This window comes from Aggregatimonas sangjinii (genome assembly GCF_005943945.1).
Classification (GTDB): domain Bacteria; phylum Bacteroidota; class Bacteroidia; order Flavobacteriales; family Flavobacteriaceae; genus Pelagihabitans; species Pelagihabitans sangjinii.
In genome coordinates this window covers 3,345,424-3,364,885 of the sequence record NZ_CP040710.1, presented here as the reverse complement: position 1 = coordinate 3,364,885, position 19,462 = coordinate 3,345,424, and the positions used below count along the sequence as shown (strand labels likewise).

The following is a 19,462-nucleotide window of genomic DNA, read 5'->3' as shown; positions in this document are numbered from 1 at the left end:
ATATCGGACTGTAACAATCCTCCGCAAGAACAGTCTAATAAAAGTGCTAGTTCCCCAAGGCATCATCAATCAATCATCAAATCAATCACATGTTCGACATCGAAAGATGGCAGGAAATCTTCGATACCATCCGTAAAAATAAATTACGGACCTTCCTAACTGGGCTATCCGTAGCCTCCGGTATTTTTATTCTGGTAATCTTATTGGGCTTTGGTCAAGGTATGCAAAATGGTATCGCCCACGAATTCGAACAGGATGCATCGACCAGTGTTTGGGCATGGCCCGGTGTTACCACAAAAGAGTTCAAAGGCTTGAATCCCGGTCGCCGAATTCAACTTCGCAACGAGAACTATCAATTTTCATCCAATTTACTGCAAGATGCTATCGAGCATAAATCGCCACGGATTTTTGTTCGGGATATTACCGTCAATTATGGGAAGGAGGCCCTTATATATGGGGTTCAGGGAGTGTCTTACCAATTTCAGCAAATAGAGAATGCGAAAATGCACGAGGGGCGTTTTCTAATCTACCAAGACGAGGTCAATACTGCCAAGGTAGCGGTCATTGGTAAGAAAATCAAGAATGACGTCTTTAATGAGGTCGATACGCCGATTGGCGAGCTCATCGATATCTCAGGGGTGCAGTTTAAAATCGTGGGGGTCTATTCGGAAACCGAAGACCGCGAAGAAGAACGCATCTATATTCCGATTACCACGGCCCAAAAAGTGTTCAACGGGGGCGATCGCATCAACAATATGGCCTTTACACTGCCGGAAGTTGAAAATTTTGATGAGGCCGTAGCGCAAGCCGTTCAGTTTAAGGATGAACTTCAGGACTATCTGAAACAAGCACACACCATTGCCCCGAACGACGGGGGCGGTGTTGAGGTTTGGAGTGCTATGGAAGAGGCAAAACGATACTATGGGTTGACAGGGAACATTAAACTCTTTTTCTGGTTTGTGGGCATCTGTACCATAGTGGCCGGGGTAGTGGGTGTAAGCAATATTATGCTGATCGTTGTCAAAGAACGCACTAGGGAAATCGGAATTCGCAAAGCATTGGGTGCAAAACCATGGTCGATTATAGGTATGATTTTACATGAGGCCATTTTCGTGACCGCCATTTCCGGTTTTGGGGGACTCATATTTAGTATGGGATTGCTTGAAATCGTTGGGCCCCACATCGAGGTCGATTATATCATGAACCCGTCAGTCAATTTTAATGTGGCCATTACCACTGTTTTCGTATTGATTTTTGCAGGTGCGGTTGCGGGATTTTTTCCTGCCTGGCGGGCCGCTAATATACACACCATCGATGCCATACGGGACGAATAATATATTTTGAATTAAGAATTAAGAATTAAGAATTAGGAATTAAGAATTTTAAGTAGTTTTTCTTTGAACCTTGAACCTTAACCCTTGACAATTTCCCTGAGCATAGTCCAGGGACCGCAAAGCGCAAAGAAGGTCAAGTTCAGGTATCAAGTCCAAAAGAGAATACAAACGCATATTTAAATTCAAAAAAAGTTAAGGAATACTCTCGTAACCGAAAAGAGGATTTCAGCTAATAAAGTTTTGTATTTGTATTTGAAATTTGCGTTTGTATTTTAAATCATAAACCGCGAACCCATGTTCAACAAAGATCGTTGGAAAGAGATTTTGGAAGTACTGACCAGCAATTGGTTCCGTACGGTATTGACGGCGTTCGGGGTTTTCTGGGGCATTGCCATCTTGATCATCCTGCTTTCTGCGGGAAAAGGTCTTGAAAACGGAATCAAACAGGACTTTGGCGATATCGCTACCAATACCATGTTCATGTGGTCTCAGGCAACCTCAAAGCCTTACAAGGGACTCCCAAAGGGTAGGGAGTTTAATTTTAAGGTAGAGGACGTACAATCCATTTGGGACAACGTCCCTAATTTGCGATACATATCACCCAGAAACAGACTTAGTGGTTTTAGAGGGGGCAACAATGTGATCAGAGGCATCAACGCAGGGGCCTACAATGTATATGGCGATTATCCTGAAATCATCAATCAAGACCCAATGAGCATTACCGCAGGTCGCTTTATCAATTACAACGATATCAATGAAAAGCGCAAGGTGGCCATTATTGGCGATGGGGTAAGAAACGGACTCTACGATAAAGACGAGCAGGTTTTGGGAACCTACATCAAGATTCAGGGTGTAAATTTCATGGTGGTCGGAATTTACAAAAAGAAAAGTAATGATGGCGATGGCGAGGAAGGACAGAAACAGATTTTTGTGCCTTTTACGGCATTCTCGCAAGCCTTTAATAGGGGAAATGATGTGGGTTGGATGGCCATAACCGCCCAGGATGGCAGCTCCATTACAAGCTTAAAGGAAGCCATCGTAGACGTCGTCAAAACAAGCCGAAAAATACATCCGGAAGACAAACGCGCTGTAGGCTACTTTGATTTATACGAGCAGTACAACAGGGTGGAAAGTCTCTTTGGGGCACTCCAGTTTATTGCCTATTTCGTTGGTATTTTGGTACTGCTATCCGGAATAATCGGCGTGAGCAATATCATGCTCATCGTGGTAAAAGAGCGTACGAAGGAGATTGGTATTAGACGTGCGTTGGGCGAGAATCCTTGGTCGATAAAGCTACAGATTTTAATGGAATCCATTTTCTTGACCATCATGTCGGGAATGACAGGGATAATATTCGGGGCTTTCTTCATTTATGCGGTAAATGCGCTGTTGGATGCCAATGGCCCAGTCGATATGTTTCTGAACCCAAGTGTGAGTTTAGGGGTCGTTTTGGGTGCGCTGTTGATATTGATGGTATCGGGTCTTTTGGCCGGGTTTATACCCGCTAATAGTGCGATAAAGGTCCGACCTATAGATGCTTTAAGAACGGAATAACACAATTATATTCATCACCAACCTGCCAACGGCAGGTGCAACAAATCATAAAACAAAACAAAAATGAAAAAATCAGTAACCCGGATTATTTTGCTCCTTATCGTTGTCGCCTTCGGAGGATCAATGTACTATCTCTATTCTAAAAATGCCGAGGACCCGGTAGTTTATGAAACCGAGCAAGCTTCCAAACGCACTATTATCAAAAAAACGGTCGCCACTGGCAGCATACTACCCTTGGAAGAAGTGCTAATCAAGCCGAATATTTCGGGTGTCATCGAAGAAGTATTCGTCGAGGGTGGCGACTACGTGAAGTCGGGAGACCTTCTTTGTCGGATAAAGGTGGTACCCAATCTGAACGCCCTTAACGATGCTAGGAATGCCATCGATGAGGCTAAAATCGGATTGGACGATCAACTGCGCAATCTGGAACGTCAAAAAGGCCTATTTGCCAAAGGTGTAATCTCAAAAGTAGATTTGGAGCGGGCACAAGTAGCTTATGATCAATCTAAACAAGCTTACGCTGCGGCAAATAAGCGGTACGATATTGTGAAAACAGGTACGACTAGGGGATTCGGTAATGCTGCGAACACCCAGATCCGAGCTACGGTAAGCGGTATGGTCTTAGAAGTTCCCGTAGAAGTGGGCAATCAAGTCATCGAGAGCAATAATTTTAACGAAGGTACTACCATAGCGGCTATCGCGGATATCGAAAAGATGATTTTCGAGGGAAAGGTAGATGAATCGGAAGTGGGTAAGATAAATGAAGATCTTCCTTTGGAAATAACCGTTGGTGCTATTGAAAACACGGTTTTCGATGCCGTATTGGACTATATCGCTCCCAAGGGGAAGGAAGAGAACGGTGCTATCCAATTTGAAATAAAGGGAACCATGAAAAAACAGGACTCTATTTTTATTCGAGCGGGACTAAGTGCGAATGCTTCGATAATTTTGGGAAGGGCCGATAGCGTTCTTTCGGTAAAGGAGGCTCTGATACAGTTCGACGATAAGACCAAAAAACCTTTTGTTGAAATCGAAAAAGGAAACCAACAATTTGAACGTCAGGATATTGAGTTGGGCATTAGTGATGGTATCTTCGTAGAAATAAAATCAGGTCTTGATGCAAACGACAAAATCAAGGTCTGGAACGCTCTGGAACCAGAAGAGTTCGCCAACAATTAACATAAAATTTAGAGTTAGTATTGTAACATTTCGGCACCTTGTAGGTCATATACCCGGGATGTTGCAATAGTATGCTCCCAAAACTAAGCAAACCAACATGATTCAAATTAAAGATCTTCATAAGTCTTATAAGATGGGGAGCAATTCCCTGCACGTATTAAAAGGCATCAATTTTTCGGTAGAAGCAGGTGAGTTAGTCGCAATAATGGGATCTTCCGGTTCGGGAAAGTCGACCTTGTTGAATATTTTGGGAATGTTGGATGAATTGGACGAGGGTGCTTATACCTTGGATGGTGTTCCCATTAAAAACCTGAACGAGACCAAGGCGGCCAACTACCGCAATAAGTTTTTGGGCTTTGTTTTCCAATCCTTTAATTTAATCAATTACAAAAATGCCATGGAAAATGTGGCCTTACCCCTCTATTATCAAAGGGTAGGCCGAAAGGAACGTCAGGAAAAAGCCTTGAAGTATTTGGAGCAAGTAGGATTGAGGGAATGGGCAGACCATTTGCCCAGCGAACTTTCCGGAGGGCAGAAGCAACGTGTCGCTATAGCTAGGGCCATGGCTGCGGAGCCTAAAGTGCTCTTGGCGGATGAACCAACGGGCGCTTTGGATAGTAAAACTTCGTATGAAGTGATGGACCTGATTCAAAAAATCAACGACAAAGGAAACACGATTTTGGTCGTGACCCATGAAGAAGATATCGCACATATGTGCAAACGCATCGTGCATCTTAAAGATGGGATTATCATAGAGGATAAGAAAGTGGAACAGGTTAGAGCACAGCAATATGTTCAGTAGAGACGTTTGGAAAGAAATATTCGAAGCGATTCAGAAAAATAAGCTCCGTACTTTTCTGACGGGCTTTACCGTAGCGCTGGGTATTTTTATTTTCGTCACTCTTTTTGGTATGGGCAACGGCCTCAACAATACCTTTATGAAGTTCTTTGGCGACGATGCCACCAATATATTTAGAATTTACCCCTCAGAGACAACCATTCCTTTTGGGGGCTATAAAGCCAAACGACGGATTGAATTCGACAATGGGGATCTTGACGATATCATTGAGGAATTTGGTCCGTTAGTCGATTACATAACCCCCAGTATCAGACGTGGCGGATTGGTTACCTACAAAGATAAATCTGACAACTATACTACGATGGGCGTAGGTCCGGGTATGCAGTTTGCCGAAAAGACGATTATGATGAAAGGCAGGTATATCAGTACTAGGGATATACGTGAGAAAGCCAAGTATGCCGTTATCGGCAGAATGGTCGAGAAAGATATCTTCGGGGGACAGGATGCGCTCGGGGAATATATTGATGTAGCTGGCAGTGCTTTCAAAGTCATAGGGGTCTTTCAAGACGATGGGGGTGATAACGAAGAGCGTAATATTTTTATTCCGTTCACTACGCGGCAACTACTTGAAGGAAACAATGATAAGATAGGACAGATTACATTGGCTTTCAACGAAGCTATCGGCTATGACGGCGCACTTAGGTTTGAAAAAAATCTTGAACAATATATCCGTAAGAAGAAAATAATCAGTCCGAAAGATCCAAGAGGTATTTTTATCGAAAATGTTGCAGAAAACCTGAAACGAAACCAACAGTTCGCGGGTGTGCTTCAAATTATTATCGCGGCTATCGCCTTTGTGGTCATCATCTCAGGTGTAATTGGTATCAGTAATATTATGGTGTTTGTCGTTAAAGAGCGTACGAAGGAAATTGGCATCCGAAAGGCGATGGGGGCCACACCAAAGACCATCATCAGTTCTATTTTGTTGGAATCTATTTTCATTACCGCACTGTTCGGTTTTGTAGGCATGGTATTGGGTATTGTAACCCTGAATTCTATTCAGGGTAAGGTGCTTGAAGATGATTACTTTATCACCAACCCTGGAATCGATTCAGGTATGGCCATATTCGTAACGATTTTATTGATTATATGTGGCACGTTGGCTGCGTACGTGCCGGCGCGAAAAGCATCGCGAATAAAACCGATAGTAGCACTAAGGGACGACTAGCATGAGACAACTATTTGATAGGGATACTTGGGTCGAAATCTTTCAATCTATTCGAAAGAACAAACTTCGTACGTTTTTAACGATGCTCGGGGTATTTATCGGTATCTATATCTATATCGGACTTTCAGGAGCTTCCAAAGGGCTTGATAACGGGTTTGAGCGGGAGTTCGAAACCATTGCCCGAAACAGTATGTTCGTTTTTTCACAAAGCACCAGTAAGCCCTACGCCGGTTATAAAACGGGGCGTCGCATTCAATTAAAACTTCAGGATGTAGATGTGCTCCGCCAACAAGTTCCGGAGATTATGGCCATCGCTCCCAGAAATGTAAGGGGCATCTTCGGAAGCGACCCCGGTGTCATCACCCGTGGCCTGCGTTCCGGTAATTATTCCGTTTTCGGCGATTTCCCGGAATTTACGGAGATAGCCACAAAAAAGATTTATGACGGGGGAAGATTTATAAACGACGCGGATATCGAACAGGAGCGCAAGGTATGTGTTATTGGTGAGCGCACCCAGAAAGAACTATTTGAAGAGGATGAGGACCCCATTGGCGGGTATGTGGCCATAGAAGGCGTGAATTTTCAGGTTGTCGGCGTGCATAAGTTCACTTCCGGCAGCCCTTTTGATAATGATAGCGATATTTTTATCCCCTTTAGCACCTATAGAAAATTGTACAATACCGGGGACGATGTCGCATGGTTTACGATTGCAGCTTATGATGATGCCGACGTAATTCAAGCCGAGCAGGATATCAAAGCGACTTTGAGACGTATCCATAAGGTAGACCCTACAGACGAAAAGGCCATCGGGGCATTTAATTTGGGCGAGGTATTCAAGAAAATATTCGGGTTCTCTAGTGGGCTTACCTTCTTGTCGCTTATCGTAGGTATAGCGACCATATTGGCTGGGGTTATCGGTATCGGAAACATCCTATTGATCTCGGTAAAAGAGCGTACCAAGGAGTTAGGGGTACGCCGGGCACTTGGGGCGACACCGGCCGAGGTCAGAAACCAAATTATTATTGAAGCGCTTGTTCTTACCCTCTTGGCAGGGGTCATCGGAATAATATTTGGCGCAGCCACGCTAAAAGCAATCGATTCGTTTACGGCAGGGGGTGATTTCCCATACACCAATCCGACCGTGCCGATACCGTATGTCATCGGGTCCTTATTGTTGATGGTCGTATTGGGAATCCTTATCGGAATGATACCGGCACAACGAGCGGTAAGTATTAAACCAATCGATGCATTAAGAGAAGAGTAATTAACAATAGTATTGAGCTAATTCGAAACAAAAATCTAAACCACCAAATAACAAATACACTTACAAATGAACAAGTATGTTAAATATGTTTTAATAGCAGTATTGGTAATAGCCGCACTCTGGGCGGCGGTATTTTTCATAAAATCGAACAGTAAATCGGTGATTACCTATGAAACGCAAAAACCGTTTATTTCAAGTATCGAAAAGAAAACAGTAGCAACGGGTAAGGTTATTCCGGAGGACGAGGTTGAGATCAAGCCCCAAATTTCCGGTATCATCGAAAAAATATACTTGGAGGAGGGTGCTGAGGTCAAAGCAGGGGATTTGATCGCTAAGATTAAAATCGTTCCTAATGAACAAGCCTTGAACTCGGCGCGTGGGCGAGTACGAAATGCCGAAATCGCCCTGAACAATATCACCATCGAATACAATAGAAACAAGTCCTTGTTCGACAAAGGGGTCATATCGAGCCAAGATTTCAATAACCTACAATTGCAAATAGATCAGGCAAAGCAGGAATTGTCCAACGCCCAAGCGGACTATCAAATTATTCGAAAGGGTTCTGCGGGCGGTTCGGCTTCGGCAAATACGAATATACGTGCAACGGTGGCGGGGACCATTCTAGAGATTCCGGTAGAAGAGGGAGATCAGGTCATACAAAGCAACAACTTCAACGATGGTACCACCATCGCATCGATTGCCGACCTCACCAAAATGATTTTTGAAGGCAAGGTAGACGAGGGAGAAGTAGGTAAACTAAAGGTGGGTATCCCTTTAAAAATTAGCCTGGGGGCGATTGAAGGGCAAGAATTGGATGCCAAACTAAAATTTATCGCTCCAAAAGGGTTGGAGGAAACCGGGGCCGTTCAATTTAGGATCGAGGGTGATGTTGAGACCAAGGACGATGTATTTATCCGTGCGGGTTACAGTGCCAATGCATCCATAGTCTTGGAAAAGAAAGATGATATTCTTGTTATTTCCGAAGCCTTATTGCAATTCGATAAAAAGACGAACAAACCCTATGTTGAGGTCGCTGTCGGGGCTGAGAGCGAGCAAAAGTTCGAACGTAGGGATATTGAAGTGGGTATTTCCGACGGGGTCAACATTGAAATTGTTTCCGGATTAACGGAGGAGGACAACATAAAACAATGGAACAAGACCGAACCGATCAAAAAGGGTGAGGAAGAAGGTGAAGAAGGCGGGGAAGCGGCCGACGAAGACGAATAATAGACATCAATCAAAATCATAAAATCAATACAATGAATTTTAAACTAACGGCTCTGTTGGCGGTATTTTCCTTGGGAATGCTATCGGCACAACAAAAAAAGTGGACGCTCGAAGAATGTGTCGCCTATGCGGTAGAAAATAACCTAACCATTGAACAGTTCGAAATAGACTTGCTTAGTACGCAAATCGATAAATCGGATGCCATAGGTGCTTTTTTACCCAATTTGAACGGCTCTATCAGCACCTCAGGAAACACGGGGCTATCTTTTGACCCGACCACTCAGGAACCGGTAACTACGACGATTATCACCGGATCGGGCGGACTGACATCAGCGGTGACACTGTTCGACGGGCTTAGAAATATTCATCGGTTGAACCGAGCGAAAATTAATACTATCGCCAGTCAGTATCGCCTAGATGACTTGAAGGACGATATCAGACTTCAAGTAGCGCTTGCCTATTTGCAGATCGTATCCAACAAGGAAAGTTTAAAAGTCTTTGAAGCGCAATATGCGGTAACCGAACAGGACCTAAAAAGAACAAAGGAATTGGTAGATGCAGGAGTTTTGCCCAAAGGTGATTTGTTGCAAGTAGAGGCTACTGCCGCGGGCATTGAACAGCAGATTGTAAATACCGAAAACCTTGTGTTGATTTCGCGCATAAACCTAGCGCAATTGTTACAAATAACCGATTACGCCAATTTTGATGTAGTGGATGAAGACTTTGAGATTCCACCTTCCGATATCGTGAACAAGTCGGCAGAGGAAATTTTCGCGGAGGCCTTGACGTTTCGAAACGATATCAAATTTTCGCAATCCAATATCGATTTGGCGGTGAAAGATCTCGCTATTTCCAAAGGAGCCAGATACCCGACTTTAGGTGCTTTTTTCAATTACAACACGCGCTATTCCGATCAAGAACGTTTTGACAATGTTACCGGGATGCTCTTTCGGGAGAGCTTTCAGGACCAACTTTGGTTGAACGATGGGATATCATACGGGCTGCAGATGAACATTCCAGTTTTCAATGGTTTTTCGGTGAAAAACAATATCAAACGATCTCAGCTCGCGGTAGAGCGTGCCAAATTACAGTTCGAACAGGATAAATTGGCTTTGGAGACCGATATAAACCAGGCTTACGTTGATGTTAAGAGTTTTTCCAAAGCATATGAAGCAGCGATGAAAACACTGGAAGCAAGACGGTTGGCGTATAATTATTCAAAAGAAAGGTACGACGTAGGGTTATTGAATGCTTTTGATTTTAGTCAGGCGCAGTCGCAGGTAGATAATGCCGAAGCAGATGTGATTCGCACGAAGTATAACTATATCTTTCGATTAAAAGTATTGGAATTCTATTTTGGTTTGCCGTTGCAGCTCGACTAAAATAGCTGTGAAATTATTAGAGGACCCGCGCGCAATGGAAAAACGCCCGGGTCTTTTTAGTTTATTGATAATAGGAATATCTTTGCCGCCGATATGGGATTGATTCTAAACTTGGAAACGGCGACTACGAATTGTTCGGTAAGTGTGGCCAAAGATGGTGGGTTATTGGCAATTAAGGAGCACGATACGCCCAATTACTCCCACTCCGAACAATTACATGTCTTTATTCAAGAAGTGCTGGAACAGGCTTCCGTATCTTTGGCGAATCTCGATGCGATTGCCGTGAGTAAGGGTCCAGGTTCCTATACCGGGCTTCGAATCGGGGTTTCGGCAGCCAAAGGGCTCTGTTTTTCATTGGATATTCCGCTCATTTCCGTTCCCACCTTACAAAGCATGGCATTTCAAGCAAGGGAAGCCGAGGTGGATTTTATAATCCCGCTATTGGATGCCCGCCGCATGGAAGTATATTCCTGTGTATTCGACGGCGAATTGAAAGAAGTACGGCCAACAAAAGCCGAGATTATCGATGCACATTCGTTTCAGGAATTTTCTAGAAATGGTAAAGTGCTGCTTTTGGGAAGCGGCTCTGAAAAATGTAAGGAGTTTTTATCGCACAACACTACCTTCGATACGAATGTAGTACCTTCCGCTAGGCAAATGGCGACCCTCTCCCATCAGAAATTCAGTAAAAAACAATTCGAAAATGTTGCCTACTTCGAACCTTACTATCTCAAAGATTTCGTAGTGATGAAGAAAAAGAAGTAATAGCGATTTAAAGTTTGATGCGCGCCTGAATTAATTGGAACACAGCACAAGAACTCTAAGACCAGAGTGGTCAAATAGAAGTATTTTTCTTGGTTATTACCTCACCACTTACATCTCAAATCTTACGTTTGATGGTGTCTAGCTCTTCATATGAACATCACGCTGTGGAAACGGAATCTCGATTCCTGCGGCATCAAAACGACTTTTTGTCTCCTCGATGACATAGAAATGTGCGGGCCAGAAGACGGTAACATCCGCCCAGAATCGGAGCGTAAGGTTTACCGAGCTGTCGCCTAGACCATCAACATACACTTCAGGAACGGGTTCTTTTAGGATGTTTTCATTATCCGCGCAGATTTGTAACAGAATATCTTTTGCGGCCTTGATGTTCGAGCCATATCCGATACCTACTTTTATATTGTCCCTTCGAGTGGGCATCATGTTGTAATTGACCACATTGTCGTTGGATAGTTTCCCGTTCGGGATGATGGCGACCTGATTGCCGAAGGTGGTCAGTTTCGTGTAAAATATGGTAATTTCCCTTACGGTGCCATCCAAACCTTGGGCAGAAATAAAATCTCCTACCTTAAAAGGTTTAAAAACCAAGATAAGCACGCCTCCCGCAAAATTGGATAGGGAACCTTGTAAGGCCAAGCCAATGGCAAGACCTGCCGCACCGACAATGGCCACCAAAGATGAGGATTGTACACCCAATTGTGTAATTACCAGAACGAAGAGTATAAGCTTGAGCGCAATGCTGATAAAACTTTGCAAAAACGTTTCAAGGGCAGGGTCGTAGTCTTTCTTGGCAAAGAACTTTTTCACCATTCGGTTGATAAAGCGAACCACATAGATACCGATAAATAGAATGGCCAAGGCCATAAGCAGACTAGGGAGCGCGTCCCAAAACCATTTAATGGCATTTTCTACATGTACTTCGTAATTGGTCAATTTATCCATAACTATTTTTTAATGGGGCGCAAGCTACCCAAAATAGGATTATTTCACAAGATTAGACATGCAAAGATTTGTTAATGCCCAGTCGATATCGATACGGAGTCCAAAGCCTCGGATGTTTCGGAAACTGGCAACTTGCACGAACCATGTTGGCAGACATAAAGCAGCGTTCGGTCGTTTATGAACCGATTGGATAAAAGGGGTATTTTGCTATCCTCGCCGGCACCGGCCATAATCACGTTGGGCAAGTAAGTTTTCTGTAAGTCCGAAAGTTTTCCGGCATATGCGTCCCCAACAACGGCCACTTCATAAAACTCTTGGGTCAGTAACAAATTCAACTGCAACCAGTTGGCATGGTTTTGCCCATTTTCGGTCAGGTTTTCTTGCATGTGCCTTAGCATTTCCCTTGCTTGCTCTTCATAGCCTTTTTCAAAGTAGAATCGGGATAGTTTAAACAGGTTCTTTGCCATTATCGAGTTCGACGCGGGCACTACATTATCAGTAGTTTCTAAAGTTCTTCGGATGATGAAATCGTCTCTCTTTGAAGTGAAAAAGAAGAGCCCACTCGCTTTATCCAAAAAGTTTTCAAGACAATAATCGGTCAACTTCTTGGCGAGGTGAAGCCATTTTGCATCGGCACAGACCTCATATAAACCAATGTAGGCATCTATTACAGCGGCGTAATCCTCAAGATACCCGTTGATTGAGCTTTTTCCATTCTTGTGATTATGGAACAAGAAGCCATCTTCCCGAAGCATATTCTTTTCGATAAATAAAGCATTTTTTATGGCAAGCTCTACGTACTTCTTATCTCTAAAATAGCGATAGGCATCGGTAAGGCCTTTGAGCATCAACCCATTCCAAGAGGTCAGTATTTTGTCGTCCAGTCTCGGGCGTTCCCGTTTCTCTCGCTCGGTGGCCAGAAGCGCAAGATTACGATTGATGATTTTTTGCAATTCTTCTGGCTTTAGGTCATGTTTCATGGCGAGAGCATTTAGGGATGCATCCCTAATTAAAACGTAATTGCCATGTTCCCAATGCCCATACGCGTTAATGTTGAAATAGTCTTTGAATACAGGAAAATCAGTCCCTAAAAGTTTTTTCAATGCTTCTTCCTTCCATACATAATAGGCACCTTCTTCCAATTTTCCTTCAGGTGTCAGACTATCGGCATCGAGGGAAGAATAGAAACCATTGTTCTCGTTCATCAATTCATTTTGAACGAAATCGATTGTGCGCTCGGCGGTCTCTTTGTACAGTTCATTTCCAGTAGCGGCATAGGCTTGGGAATACAGGCTTACGAGCTGCCCATTATCATATAACATTTTTTCGAAATGGGGTACATGCCATTTGGTGTCGACCGAATAACGAGAAAAACCACCTGCGACATGATCGAAAATTCCGCCCCAAGCCATCCGGGTAAGAGTAGTGTTTACGTACTCCAGGACGCTTTCATCATTTGTAGCGGTACTATAGTGCAAGAGAAAATTCAGGTTTACGGGCATCATAAACTTGGGTGCGCGTTTATAACCTCCTAAAAAGGTATCGAAGTATTTCGACCAATCTGCAATGACTTTTTCGAGTTGCTTGGTGGTCAAGATTGTATTGTCCGGCTTAGCGGGAATCAAATTGACCTGTTTGATGCCGTTGGCCAAATTCTCGGCATATTCCCTAACCTTAATAGGCTCTTCCTGATAGGTCTTAGAGAGTTGTTCCAAAACCTTTGTCCAATTGTCTTTTTGCACATAGGTTGCACCCCAAAAGGGTCTGCCATCGGGGAGTGCGACAATATTCAGGGGCCAGCCTCCACTTCCGGTCATGAGTTGAAGCGCATCCATATAAATATGGTCAATATCCGGGCGTTCTTCCCGATCGATTTTAATATTAATGAAATGGGTGTTCATGACCTGGGCGACGGCTTCGTCCTCAAAACATTCATGTTCCATCACGTGGCACCAGTGGCAGGCCGCATAACCGATGCTGATCAATAGTAGCTTGTTTTCCTTTTTTGCACGTTGCAGTACTTCTGGCTGCCAAGCTTCCCAATTAACGGGATTGTGGGCATGTTGTAAAAGATAAGGGCTGGTTTCATGAATGAGGTCGTTCGTGAATGTATGGGACATTGTTTTATTGTGTTTAGGGATTTTAGGGGCTATACCGAAAAGAATAGGGGACAACAGACACAATGCTGTAGCCTAAGTAAAAATATAGGTGAATCCAGGCAAATTTCTATTGAATCTGGGAAGAATATTTAATGAAGCGGACGAATGGAGTTTAAAAAAAAAGCGCCACGATTTCGTAGCGCTGTCAAAATATAGTTTTTCGAGCTTATTTAACTTCGAAGGTAATTTTAACGTTCACCCTGAATTCGGTTACTTCGCCATCTTTAACACCGGCACTCTGTTCTTTGATATATACGGAACGGATATTTTTGACCGACTTTGATGCATGCGATACTGCTTTTTTAGTAGCGTCTTCCCAACTTTTGTCAGAATTCGCTAAAATTTCGATAACTTTTAAAACTGCCATAATTATAGATTTTTGATTATATCCCAATATACTGATTTGAGGGCATAATCGAAAGGACTTATCGCGATTGCGCAAGCTTTCATCTGAAAAGCGTTAACATTCGGTCGCTATTTCCAACATTTGAGATTTACCCATTGAGTGCTACCACTTCATTGACTTTGTCGCCCATCATGTTCTTGAGCATTGTTTCGATGCCGTTTTTGAGCGTGAATGTTGAAGAAGGGCATCCGCTACAGGCGCCTTGTAAAATTACGTTTACAGTCTTGGTATCTTCGGTATAGGATTGAAATAGAATGTTACCACCATCACTGGCAACGGCCGGTTTTACATATTCCTCTAGGATGTCTATAATTTGTTTTGACGTATCGTCAAGATGTTCGTCCTGCAATTTTTGGGCTGGGGCTTCTTTGGATTTTTGAACGATACTGCGTGTCGAAGCGACTTCTTTTCCCGCAGCTATAAAATCGCGGATATGTTCACGCAACGGGAGCGTGATGTCGTCCCATTCGGCCACATCGAATTTGGTGACCGATACGTAATTCTCGTCCATAAAAACCTCTTTTACAAAGGGGAAATGGAAGAGTTCCTTGGCCAATTCGGAGTCTTTGGCTTCATCAATATTCTTGTATTCTAGCGTGGCGGGTACGATTTTCCGACTCGCAACGAATTTCATTACCGCGGGATTGGGTGTCACCTCGGCATATACGCTTACCGCTACCTTTGCAGTCGCATCTTCCTGGATTACGATTGGGGCGTCGGTGTTAAGATATTCTACCAGCTGTTGGGCCACTTCGTCTTTTACATCCTTCCAATCGACAATATCATAGCGCTCGATGGCGATAAAATTGCTGGAGATATATACGGTTTTCACAAAGGGCAGATAGAACAATTGCTGCGCCAAAGGGGAATTCTTGGCTTCGTCTATATTTTTGAATTCGAAGTTTTGATGCTGCACAAGAAAATGATTCGCCTCAAATTTCAAAATCGCCGGATTGTTGGTTTCGATAACTGTAATGGAAAACTCTTTCATAATGCCTATTTGATGCAAAAATACAACGATTTTCTATGGTAAGCGGTATATAATAATGTTGCATTTCAACCGTTATAAGTATTATTTAGTCTACTTTTCATTCCCAATCAACCTTATGATACAGCGCCTTTTAATCGTCTTATCAATTTTTACCTTTAGCCACCTCTCCTTTTCCCAAGAGGGTATTCCTGTATATTTCGACTATTTGGCCGATAACTATTATTTGGTTTATCCGTCGATGGCCGGAATCGGCGAAGGGGCCAAAATTAGGGTTACGGCAAGAAAGCAATGGTTTGATGTGCAGGATGCACCGAACTTGCAGACCGCCAATTTTCACATGAGAGCGGGTGACAGCAATAGCGGTTTTGGTATTCAGGTTTTTAATGATGCGAATGGCTATCATTCCCAATCGGGTGTGAAAGTAACCTATGCCCACCACCTTAAATTAGGAGGCGATGATAGGTATTTGAACCAGCTCTCTTTTGGGCTGAGTCCAACCTATTTACAGAGCAGACTGGACGAGAGCGAATTTGTTTCTCCTGGGGGCGTTCCCGATGGCGCTGTTGGTAATGGTACTATCAATGCAGGTTACTACAATGTTGATTTTGGTATGTCGTATAACAAAATGGAGTTCTATTCCCATTTCGCAATTACGAATCTCCTAACGGGTTCTGAACGCAACTTGTATCGCGTGAACCGAAACAACCCTGATAATGTACCGGCTATCGACAATCTAAGAAGGTACTTGGTTTCCGCTGGTTATATTTTCGGGCGAAATGTGTGGCAATACGAACCCTCGTTGTTATTTCAACTGACCGAGTGGACCAAGGAGAAAACCATAGATATCAATATGAAGGCGTATCGCGATGTATCGTTCGGAAGAATTTGGGGCGGTATCTCGTATCGAAGAAGTTTTGACGGCGCCCAATTTATCGATGGCGATAATTTCGGAGAGCAAAAACTACAGCTTTTTACGCCTATTATCGGCGCGAACATAAAGAACTTTTTGGTGTCCTACAACTATTCTTATCAGTCGGGTTCGGCCATTATAGATAATGGCGGTTTTCACCAAATTACACTGGGGTATGATTTTGGCCAGTCGGAACGCAAATACGACTGCTATTGCCCTGCTGCACAGTAAAATGGGCCTACCCTTCCCAAAGTAGACCCACTTACAACACCAACCAACCTAAAAATTTTTGTAAAGGCCCTTTTCTAACCTGAATTCGTTTCTCCGAGTTGCCGAATTGCCTTCCTAAACTGTTATTTCTAATTTCCCTGAAACCTGAAACCTGAAACCTGAAACCTGAAACCTGAAACCTGAAACCTGAAACCTGAAACCTGAAACCTGAAACCTGAAACCTGAAACCTGAAACCTGAAACAATCGTTTTCTTAATCCCAAGTGTAGTTCTTTTTCTCCGCTTGTTTTTTTATAGCGTTGAGCATGGCATTTTCCAATTCCCCAGTGCTACCTTCTTTTTGGTTCTTGGCGATATAGGCCTCACGCTTTTTATTGGCTTCTTGGATCTCTTTTTGAATTCTTTTGCGTTCCGCCTTTTTTGTATCGATATAGTTTTCTATTTCGGTGTTGGATTTTCCTCTTAATTCAGAGGGGAGATCTTCTTTGGGGATATCCGAAACCTCGACCATCTCATCTTCGACGGCATCTACCAAATCCCATTTCGAATTTTTGTAGAGTGTAGAGCTTTTGCTCACGGCCCGCTTTACCGCCACGGCTTCCTCCATTTCCATGGCATTGGAATCCTGTATTCGCTGTGATTCCATTTTCGAGGCTCCCAAAGCACCGTAGGAGATATAGGTTTTGTTCAATTTTGAATTGAGCTTGATGATAATTTCGTCGTACGGCGTATCTATATGAACGATTTCCCGGTTATGGTCTATCGCTATGTATTCCCCACCGGTAAGACGCGCTCCGTTCTTCCAGTAGGTGTTGATACCCTGTTCGTAGTTACCACAGAATATGGTATTCACTACCACGTCTTTTTCCTTGGCATTGGTCACTGCATCCTGATAATTCAGTTTGCCTTGGTCAAAAGGCTCGTTTCCGGCAATGAATATCATTTTGAGATGATCTTCGTTCTTGCCCCAATCCAATTGTTTCAATGAGGTTTGAATGACCTCCCCACAGAATTCTTCACCGCCATTGGTGGTCAATGAAAAGAGTTTTTCCGAAATCTCGTCCAAGTCATCACTGAATCCCAAGACCTGTTGTACATAACCTTCCCTTGAGGAAAGATTATCGTTGCCATATTGATAAAGGGCAATCTGTAATGCCGGTCGCTCTTCATTGCCGCATTTGGCATGGGTGAATTTGTTTACGATATCCCAAAGCTGGGCTTTGGCTTGATTGATCAGCCCATCCATACTGTTACTGGTATCCAATAATAAAGCGATTTTGACCGTATTGTTCTTTGGCTCGCTGTCGTCAGCGGTTACGGCATGGGCGATTAAGGTTTTGGTCTCTTTTTTGATTTTTGTTTCACAGCCGTAGGTCGTTGTAAAAGCAAGGGTCATCAAGCCCATTCCGATAAGATTTTTTAAATTTTTCATGATTATGATGTGATTATACTCCTTTGTCCTTAATGCCTCCAAGACTTGTGGGCTTTTCGTACAGACATGGAATGTTGTTATTGCGTAATTTTAATTATTGGATTTAATTTTTTCGATGGATAGTAGTGCCAAATAGGCGAAAAACGCCATAAATGAAAACGCCAACATGGCCAAGAGATAGTATTTTATGGTCCATTCCAGAGCTACTTTTATGCGTTGAAGTAGCCCGATGTGAAGTTCTTTACCTTCTGATAGGGCTACCTTAACCGTGCAAAATTCATTTTCGTCGTCAAAGTTGCCCAAGCTGACCCCGAGCTCCTGAAGTTGCTGCTCGATTTCCAAGATGCGATTTTCAAGCTGCATAAACTCTTCGATTTTGCCCCCTTTTTCCTTTAAGCCGATCAACGATTGCCTGATTTTTTCCAAAGAGGTCTTTTTAGCGTTCAGCTCCTTGTATTCGTTCGTCTTGTCGGTTTTGGTGATTTGCTTGGCTTGAACCTGGCCAATTTTAATAAGGTTCCCATAAATGAAATCAAAATGTTGCGGAGGCACTCCGATGATCAAATCCAACTTTCTGTAGCCTTCGTTTCCGCTTTTATTCTCGAACTGAATAAGCCCTTTATAATTTTCAACCTCTTTTCTAATAGCCGTTTCCTCGGCATCAAATTGGGTTGAGTATGTTCTGATATCGGCTATTTTTTCATATTTCTGGTCCACTCCTATGGGCGATTGCGCGACTCCGACCTTATACTTCATGCTTGCGTAGTTTTTACGTGCGTTCATCTCCATTCCCGATTCGAGTTGCAGAAACACGTCCGTCGGGGCAACTTCGGTAACGGTTTGATAACCGTAAATCAACCGGAAGGCAAACATTAGCACGAATAGCCCTAAAAGCCATACGATAGTTTTTTTAATATTTTTCTTGATATATAGTTTCATATCGTTGCCTAGTTGTTAATGACTTCCGTTCCTGCGAATTGTATCTGCGAATCTTCTTGGTCTAAATAAGCGTCTAGCTCATAAATGTTCTTATACCCGTAACCGTACAGATTTATGAATGTGGGGATGTTGAGGGCAAGGGGTCGACTTTTACTCATTAGCGCTTCCAACGGACTATCGAAATTATTGTTACAGTAAATAAGTATTCTGGTATTCTTATCACTGATAACCCGTTCCAAAGAAACCTTAGTGAAATCTGAAAAATTTAGGTGAATTGCACCCTTGAGGTGTATTTCATCAAAAGCCTTTTTTGAGCGTGTATCCAGTATAATAGTATTGGATTCCTGACTATAACTATTAAAGGATTCGATATCGATCAGTCTAGATTCCCGATACTCCACCAGCTCTTGAGTGATATCGAGAAAGCCATTGTAATCTACTTCGGGCGAATTCGTCTTTTGGGCATTTACCGAATTTCCGGCAATAAATAGAAGAGTTAGGTATAGCGTCATTTGTTTCATTTTATCTGTGGTTTTATAGATGTTGAACAAATTCATTTCGGGATAAATGTATCTCCGAAGTAGTTCAAAAAAAACAGGTAATGAGTGAAATCACCTTTTGATCGAGTGAAACGGTTTTCCGGTTGCGTAAGCCTATGAAAAACAGCTTTTCTAGTCCTTTTTTAAGGTTTTTGCCATTTTTT

General features: G+C 43.0%; 17 protein-coding genes. 10 read left to right on the top strand and 7 right to left on the bottom strand.

Annotated elements, in window-relative coordinates:
- The first annotated feature begins 89 nt into the window (after positions 1 to 89).
- The 9 genes from FGM00_RS14115 to tsaB all read left to right on the top strand — a co-directional run bounded on the left by FGM00_RS14115 (position 90) and on the right by tsaB (position 10,732).
- The gene (locus FGM00_RS14115; RefSeq protein WP_138853529.1) at positions 90 to 1,334 is read left to right on the top strand and encodes an ABC transporter permease; all 1,245 of its coding nucleotides are present in this window, start codon (positions 90 to 92) and stop codon (positions 1,332 to 1,334) included.
- Between the two features lie 294 nt (positions 1,335 to 1,628).
- On the top strand, positions 1,629 to 2,888 hold the full coding sequence (locus FGM00_RS14110) for an ABC transporter permease (protein WP_138853528.1): 1,260 nt from the start codon (positions 1,629 to 1,631) through the stop codon (positions 2,886 to 2,888).
- A gap of 63 nt (positions 2,889 to 2,951) precedes the next feature.
- The gene (locus tag FGM00_RS14105; protein ID WP_138853527.1) at positions 2,952 to 4,067 is read left to right on the top strand and encodes an efflux RND transporter periplasmic adaptor subunit; all 1,116 of its coding nucleotides are present in this window, start codon (positions 2,952 to 2,954) and stop codon (positions 4,065 to 4,067) included.
- Positions 4,068 to 4,164: 97 nt separating this feature from the next.
- Entirely contained in the window at positions 4,165 to 4,869 is a 705-nt protein-coding gene (locus FGM00_RS14100) for an ABC transporter ATP-binding protein (protein ID WP_138853526.1), read from the top strand.
- The gene (locus FGM00_RS14095) at positions 4,859 to 6,094 is read left to right on the top strand and encodes an ABC transporter permease (RefSeq protein ID WP_138853525.1); all 1,236 of its coding nucleotides are present in this window, start codon (positions 4,859 to 4,861) and stop codon (positions 6,092 to 6,094) included. The genes FGM00_RS14100 and FGM00_RS14095 overlap by 11 nt, the downstream gene beginning before the upstream one ends.
- 1 nt (position 6,095) lies before the next feature.
- Positions 6,096 to 7,358, top strand: a complete 1,263-nt coding sequence (locus FGM00_RS14090) for an ABC transporter permease (RefSeq protein ID WP_138853524.1) — start codon at positions 6,096 to 6,098, stop codon at positions 7,356 to 7,358.
- Between the two features lie 66 nt (positions 7,359 to 7,424).
- Positions 7,425 to 8,585 carry an efflux RND transporter periplasmic adaptor subunit gene (locus FGM00_RS14085; protein WP_138853523.1) on the top strand — a complete coding sequence of 387 codons (1,161 nt, stop codon included), beginning with the start codon at positions 7,425 to 7,427 and terminating at the stop codon, positions 8,583 to 8,585.
- Positions 8,586 to 8,617: 32 nt separating this feature from the next.
- The gene (locus FGM00_RS14080) at positions 8,618 to 9,967 is read left to right on the top strand and encodes a TolC family protein (RefSeq protein WP_138853522.1); all 1,350 of its coding nucleotides are present in this window, start codon (positions 8,618 to 8,620) and stop codon (positions 9,965 to 9,967) included.
- Positions 9,968 to 10,060: 93 nt separating this feature from the next.
- Positions 10,061 to 10,732 (top strand): tRNA (adenosine(37)-N6)-threonylcarbamoyltransferase complex dimerization subunit type 1 TsaB, encoded by a 672-nt coding sequence (gene tsaB, locus FGM00_RS14075; RefSeq protein WP_138853521.1) that lies wholly within the window; start codon positions 10,061 to 10,063, stop codon positions 10,730 to 10,732.
- Between the two features lie 138 nt (positions 10,733 to 10,870).
- On the opposite strand, the gene FGM00_RS14070 is transcribed toward tsaB, so the two are convergent.
- The 4 genes from FGM00_RS14070 to FGM00_RS14055 form a co-directional block, all read right to left on the bottom strand.
- Complete coding sequence (locus tag FGM00_RS14070; RefSeq protein WP_138853520.1) at positions 10,871 to 11,692, bottom strand: mechanosensitive ion channel family protein; 822 nt, start codon at positions 11,690 to 11,692, stop codon at positions 10,871 to 10,873.
- A 71-nt stretch (positions 11,693 to 11,763) separates the two neighbouring features.
- On the bottom strand, positions 11,764 to 13,812 hold the full coding sequence (locus tag FGM00_RS14065) for a thioredoxin domain-containing protein (protein ID WP_138853519.1): 2,049 nt from the start codon (positions 13,810 to 13,812) through the stop codon (positions 11,764 to 11,766).
- A 205-nt stretch (positions 13,813 to 14,017) separates the two neighbouring features.
- Entirely contained in the window at positions 14,018 to 14,218 is a 201-nt protein-coding gene (locus FGM00_RS14060; protein WP_138853518.1) for a dodecin family protein, read from the bottom strand.
- A gap of 127 nt (positions 14,219 to 14,345) precedes the next feature.
- On the bottom strand, positions 14,346 to 15,248 hold the full coding sequence (locus FGM00_RS14055) for a NifU family protein (protein ID WP_138853517.1): 903 nt from the start codon (positions 15,246 to 15,248) through the stop codon (positions 14,346 to 14,348).
- A gap of 115 nt (positions 15,249 to 15,363) precedes the next feature.
- Here FGM00_RS14055 and FGM00_RS14050 point away from each other — a divergent pair, with 115 nt between their 5' ends.
- The gene (locus FGM00_RS14050) at positions 15,364 to 16,389 is read left to right on the top strand and encodes a PorP/SprF family type IX secretion system membrane protein (protein WP_138853516.1); all 1,026 of its coding nucleotides are present in this window, start codon (positions 15,364 to 15,366) and stop codon (positions 16,387 to 16,389) included.
- Between the two features lie 252 nt (positions 16,390 to 16,641).
- Here the strand turns inward: FGM00_RS14050 and FGM00_RS14045 are convergent, their stop codons facing one another.
- The 3 genes from FGM00_RS14045 to FGM00_RS14035 form a co-directional block, all read right to left on the bottom strand.
- Entirely contained in the window at positions 16,642 to 17,820 is a 1,179-nt protein-coding gene (locus FGM00_RS14045; protein WP_138853515.1) for a vWA domain-containing protein, read from the bottom strand.
- A 90-nt stretch (positions 17,821 to 17,910) separates the two neighbouring features.
- Positions 17,911 to 18,759, bottom strand: coding sequence for a DUF4349 domain-containing protein (locus tag FGM00_RS14040; protein WP_138853514.1), 849 nt, complete (start codon positions 18,757 to 18,759; stop codon positions 17,911 to 17,913).
- Between the two features lie 8 nt (positions 18,760 to 18,767).
- The gene (locus FGM00_RS14035) at positions 18,768 to 19,280 is read right to left on the bottom strand and encodes a rhodanese-like domain-containing protein (RefSeq protein ID WP_138853513.1); all 513 of its coding nucleotides are present in this window, start codon (positions 19,278 to 19,280) and stop codon (positions 18,768 to 18,770) included.
- Positions 19,281 to 19,462 lie beyond the last annotated feature (182 nt).